This is a genomic window from Streptomyces lonarensis (assembly GCF_012033735.1).
Classification (GTDB): domain Bacteria; phylum Actinomycetota; class Actinomycetes; order Streptomycetales; family Streptomycetaceae; genus Streptomyces; species Streptomyces lonarensis.
The window spans coordinates 1-4,853 of record NZ_JAAVJD010000318.1; the positions used below are offsets into that span (position 1 = coordinate 1).

4 protein-coding genes are annotated in these 4,853 nt (G+C 75.3%); all 4 read right to left on the reverse strand.

The annotated features are described in order from the left end of the window. Positions 1 to 156 precede the first annotated feature (156 nt). The gene (locus HCN56_RS23605; RefSeq protein ID WP_167974377.1) at positions 157 to 2,001 is read right to left on the reverse strand and encodes a non-ribosomal peptide synthetase; all 1,845 of its coding nucleotides are present in this window, start codon (positions 1,999 to 2,001) and stop codon (positions 157 to 159) included. A 3-nt stretch (positions 2,002 to 2,004) separates the two neighbouring features. Further along, positions 2,005 to 3,042, reverse strand: coding sequence for a TauD/TfdA family dioxygenase (locus tag HCN56_RS23610; protein ID WP_167974379.1), 1,038 nt, complete (start codon positions 3,040 to 3,042; stop codon positions 2,005 to 2,007). Positions 3,043 to 3,181: 139 nt separating this feature from the next. Beyond that, the gene (locus tag HCN56_RS23615; protein WP_167974381.1) at positions 3,182 to 3,973 is read right to left on the reverse strand and encodes a thioesterase II family protein; all 792 of its coding nucleotides are present in this window, start codon (positions 3,971 to 3,973) and stop codon (positions 3,182 to 3,184) included. Continuing rightward, positions 3,970 to 4,853: AMP-binding enzyme (locus HCN56_RS23620; RefSeq protein WP_245246941.1), on the reverse strand; the 884-nt coding region annotated here is incomplete at its 5' end. The genes HCN56_RS23615 and HCN56_RS23620, both read right to left, overlap by 4 nt.

The following is a 4,853-nucleotide window of genomic DNA, read 5'->3' on the forward strand; positions in this document are numbered from 1 at the left end:
CGGGCGATGACGAGCACGGGCGCGTCTCCTCCGGTCGGGGCGGTCGGGGCGGTCGCGGCGGTCGCGGTGGGACGTGTGCGCGCTGCGGGGCTGCGGTTCGGGCGCCGGGCGGGGCGGGGCGTGTCCGCGCCCCGCCCGCCGGCGGCTGTCGCGGCGCTACGCCAGCGACTCGATGTGCGCGGCCAGGTCCCGCAGCCGCGGGTTGCTGTAGATCGCGCGCACCGGCACCGAGACGCCCAGTTCGGTCCGCACCCGGGAGACCAGCTTGATCGCGAGCAGCGAGTGGCCGCCGAGCTTGAAGAAGTTGTCCTCGCGGCCGATGTGCGGCGCGCCCAGGACGGTGGCCCACACCCCCGCGATCAGCTCCTCGACGCGGCCCTGCGGCGCGTCGTCCCCGGGGGCCGCCGCCTCGTCGGCGGGCACCGCCGCCGCGGCGGGCGCGGGCAGCGCGGCCCGGTCCACCTTGCCGTTGGGCGTGGTCGGGAACGCCGTCACCGGCACGAAGGCCGACGGCACCATGTACGCCGGCAGCCGGACCGCCAACTCCTCGCGCAGCGCGGCGAGGTCGAGCTCCTCGGCGGAGCGCAGGTAGGCAACGAGCCCGGGAGCGCCGTTGACGTCCTCCCGCAGCACCACCACCGCCTCCGTGACCCGGCCGCCGACGGTCAGTGCCGCCTCGATCTCCGGGAGTTCGACGCGGTGGCCGCGCAGCTTCACCTGGCCGTCTGCACGGCCCAGGTAGGCGAGCCGCCCGCCGGGCAGCAGCCGGCAGCGGTCACCGGTGCGGTACATCCGGCCGCCGTCACCGGCGACCGGGTCGGCGACGAACCGCTCGGCGGTCAGCGTCGGCCGGCCGCGGTAGCCGCGACCGACGCGGGCGCCGGCCAGGTACAGCTCGCCCTCGCCGCCCTCGGCGACCTCGGACAGCTTCTCGTCCAGCAGCCGCATGCGCAGCCCCGGAAGTACCGAGCCGATGTGGGGCGCTTCCCCGGCGGTGATCCAGCCGGCGGTGGCGTCGACGGTGCACTCCGTCGGTCCGTACAGGTTGACGGCGCGCACCACGCCGGCCGCCGAACGCCGCGCTACGCGCTCCCACAGCGACGGGCTGATCGCCTCACCGCCGATCAGCAGCGTCAGCGGCCGGGGGCCGCCGCGCTCGCTGACCAGCTCCAGCAGGGCGTCGGCGTGCGAGGGCGTGATGTCGAGGTCGGTGAGCCGCTGGTCGTCGACGAGCGCCGCCAGCAGCGCGGGGTCGCCGCGCGTCTCGTCGTCGATCATCACCAGGGTGTCGCCCCGGCAGATCCGCACCCACTGCTGCACGGAGGCGTCGAAGGACGGCGAGGCGTTCCAGCCGACCCGGCCGCCGTCGGTGGCGGCGATCCCGGCCGACTCCAGCTCGGCGAGGAGCGCCGCAGCCGCGGCCCTGCTGATCTCCACACCCTTGGGGACGCCGGTCGAGCCGGAGGTGTAGATGACGTAGGCGAGCCCGCCGGCCGGGACCGGAGCCGGGCGGTACGCCGTCGCCGCGACCACAGCCGGGGCGGCCACGTCCAGGGCGGGCGGTGCCAGGGCGGGCGGTGCCAGCACCGGCACGTCGGCGGTGGGCGGCTCGCCGTCGCTCACGACGAGCGTCGCGGCGGAGTCGGACACCAGGTAACGGCGGCGCTCGGCAGGCAACTTCGGGTCGACCGGCAGGTAGGCGGCGCCCGCGGTCAGCGTGCCGATCAGCGCCACGACCAGTTCGGCGCCGCGCGACAGGTGGAGCGCGACCAGGGCCTCCGGCCCGGCACCGGCGGCGGTCAGCCGCGCGGCGAAGGCGGCGGCGGCGGCACGCAGGCCGCCGAAGGTCAGCGAGGTGTCGCCCGCCACCACGGCGACGCGGTCGCCCGGGACCCGCGCCAGCCGTGCCAGCAGGTCCTCGGCGGGGGGCGCGGCCGGAACGGGGGTGCCCGGACCGAAGGCGGGGTCGGCGGCGGTGCGCTCGGGAAGGACGGCGGTCATCGCTCAGCCCTCCCCGAACGCGTCGGTCGAGGGGGCGGTGGCCGGCGCGCAGTCGGCCAGCGGCACCGGATCACCCATCGCCACCAGGATCTTGCGGTCACCGCGGAACGCCTCGCGGCCGTGGGCGCAGAGGATGTTGTCGACCAGCATGATGTCCCCCACCTGCCAGGTCTCGCGGAGCGTCACCCGGTCGTAGACGGCGTTGATCGTCGCCACGTCCTCGTCGCTGAGGCGGCTGCCGTCGCCCAGGTAGGTGTTGAACGGCAGGCCGTCCTCGCCGTAGGTGTCGACCAGCACCTCCCGGACGTCCGCGTCGAGGGTGCGGCTGTTCCAGAAGGCGAAGTGGTTGAACCAGCTCTGCTCGCCGGTCACCGGGTGGGTGACGATCGCCGAACGACGCTGCCGCGTCCGCAGCGTCTCCTCGTCCAGCCACTCGCAACCGACCAGGTTGTCGCGGCAGTACGCCTCGGCGACGGCCTTGTCCTCGGTGGCGAACGTCTGGTACCAGGGCAGTCCCGCCAGTTCGGAGTAGTTGCGCACCAGCAGCCAGCCGTAGCGGGCGAAGCGCTTGCGCAGATCCTCGGGCAGCTGCCGCAGCGCCTCCCGCATGTCGCCGACGGTGGTGGCGCCGCCCTCCTCGGGGGCGGTGACGCAGCCGAAGAGCAGCACACCGGGGAAGTCGAGGGTGTAGCTGTTCTCGTTGTGCAGCCGGATCGGCTGGATCGCCGGCAGGTCGGTCGAGGAGAAGACGCCCTCCCCGAAGTCGGTGCGCGGGGTGGCCTTCTCCTTGTAGCCGGCCTGCTTCTCGATCAGCGCGTCGCGGGCCTGGGCGAACGCCGCGGCGTCGGTGACGGGCAGGCCGCGCAGCAGGACCGCGCCCGAGCGGTGCAGCTCCTCGGTGACGGCGGTGCGGTGGGCCGCCAGCCAGGCGGCGGCCTCGGCCATGGACGCGAACTGCGGGACCTGGACGACGGCGGGCTTGCCGGGCTCGTGCACCGCGACGACGGCGGTGTCGGGCGCGGCGGGGGCGGGTGCGGACATGGGACTCCTCCAGCGGACGGTGGGACGGGCGGTGGGGTGCGTGGGCGGCTGTGGTGCGACGGTGCTGCGGTGCTCTCGTGCTGCCGTGCTCTCGTGCTGCCGTGCCGTGGTGCTGTCGTGCGGCGCGGCGCCGGACGGGTCAGACGGCGGGGGTCCGGTCGCTGTCGGCGCCGGCGAGGACCGCGTTGACGCGGACGAAGAAGGCGTCCAGCTGCTGCTGGAAGTAGAAGTGGCCGCCGGGCAGGAACTCCTGGCTGAACGGCCCGGTCGTGACCTCGGCCCACGGGGCGAGCATCTCCGGCGGCGCCACGGCGTCGGCGTCACCGCCGAGGACGGCCACCGGGCAGTCGACGGCCGGCCGCGGGCCGTCGTACCGGTAGACGTCGTCGATCCCGAAGTCCGCCCGGATCGCGGGCAGTACGATCTCGCGCAGCTCCGGCTCGTCGAGGATGCCGTCGTCGGTGCCGCCGCGCGACTTGATCGCGGCGACGAGCTGGTCGTCGTCCAACCGGTCCGGGAGCACCACGCTCGGGTTGTCGAGGAACGGCGCCCGGCAGGCCGAGACCACCAGGGCGCGCGGCGGACGACCGGCGGCGGTCAGCCGCCGCGCCACCTCGAACGCCACCAGCGACCCCATGCTGTGGCCGAGGACCACCAGGTCGTCGGTCTCCGGCGGCAGCGCCGTCAGGATCGGGCCGGCGAGGTCGTCGAGGTCGCGGGGCAGCTCCTCGGAGAACCGCGCACCCCGCCCGGGGTACTGGCCCACCAGCAGCGTGACGTCCGCGGGCAGGTGGTCCCGCCACCCGGCGTAGGCGTGGGCGTTGCCACCGGCGTGCGGCAGCACCAGCAGGGAGGTCCGCGGCGCGGCAGCGCCCGGGAGCGGCCAGACGACGTCGTCGGCGGCGGGGACCTGGTCGGGGGAAGGGCTCACAGCGGGCTCCGTTCGTCCCGGCGCGCGGCCGGGGCAGGTGCGGTGGGAAGCGGGGTGGGCGTGACGGGGGGCGTGGCCGGTCGGGTGGCCGTGCCGGCGTCGGGATCGGGATCGGGCGCGAGGGTGGCGGCTGCGGGGGCGAGCAGGGCGCCGTCGGTGGTGCGGCGGGTCAGTGCCGGGCGGCGACGGGCGCGCGGCCTGCCCGGGCCCTCCCCGCCGGCGGTCGTGTCCTGCCGCTGCGGGGTTCGGGGGGTGGTGTGGGTGAGGTGGTGGGCGAGGGTGGCGGGGGTGGGGTTGAGGAAGATGTCGCGGATGGTGAGGTGGGTGCCGGTGTGGGTGTGGATGTGGTTGGTGAGGCGTGCGGCGAGGAGGGAGTGGCCGCCGTGGTCGAAGAAGTTGTCGTCGATGGTGAGGGGGTGGGCGGCGTCGAGCGTGGTGGTGAAGAGGCCGGCGAGCGTCGTCTCCAGCTCGGTGCGCGGCGCCCGCCCCTCGGTCGCCGCCGTGGTGGGTTCGGGGAGTGCGGCGCGGTCCAGCTTCCCGTTGGCGGTCAGCGGCATTGCGTCGAGCGACACCACCCGCGCGGGCACCATGTGCTCCGGCAGCGCACGGGCACACACCTCGCGCAGCGCGCGCTCCTCCGCGGCCGTCCCCGAGTGCGGCACCACATAGGCCACCAGGCGCTTCTGGCCGGCCCGGTCCTCACGGACCAGCACCGCCACCTGCGCCACCGCCGGGTCGGCTGCCAACACCGCCTCGATCTCCGCGGGTTCGATGCGGAAGCCGCGGATTTTGGTTTGGGTGTCGGTGCGGCCGGTGTAGTGGATGGTGCCGTGGGGGGTCCAGTGGGCGAGGTCGCCGGTGCGGTAGAGGCGGGTGCCGG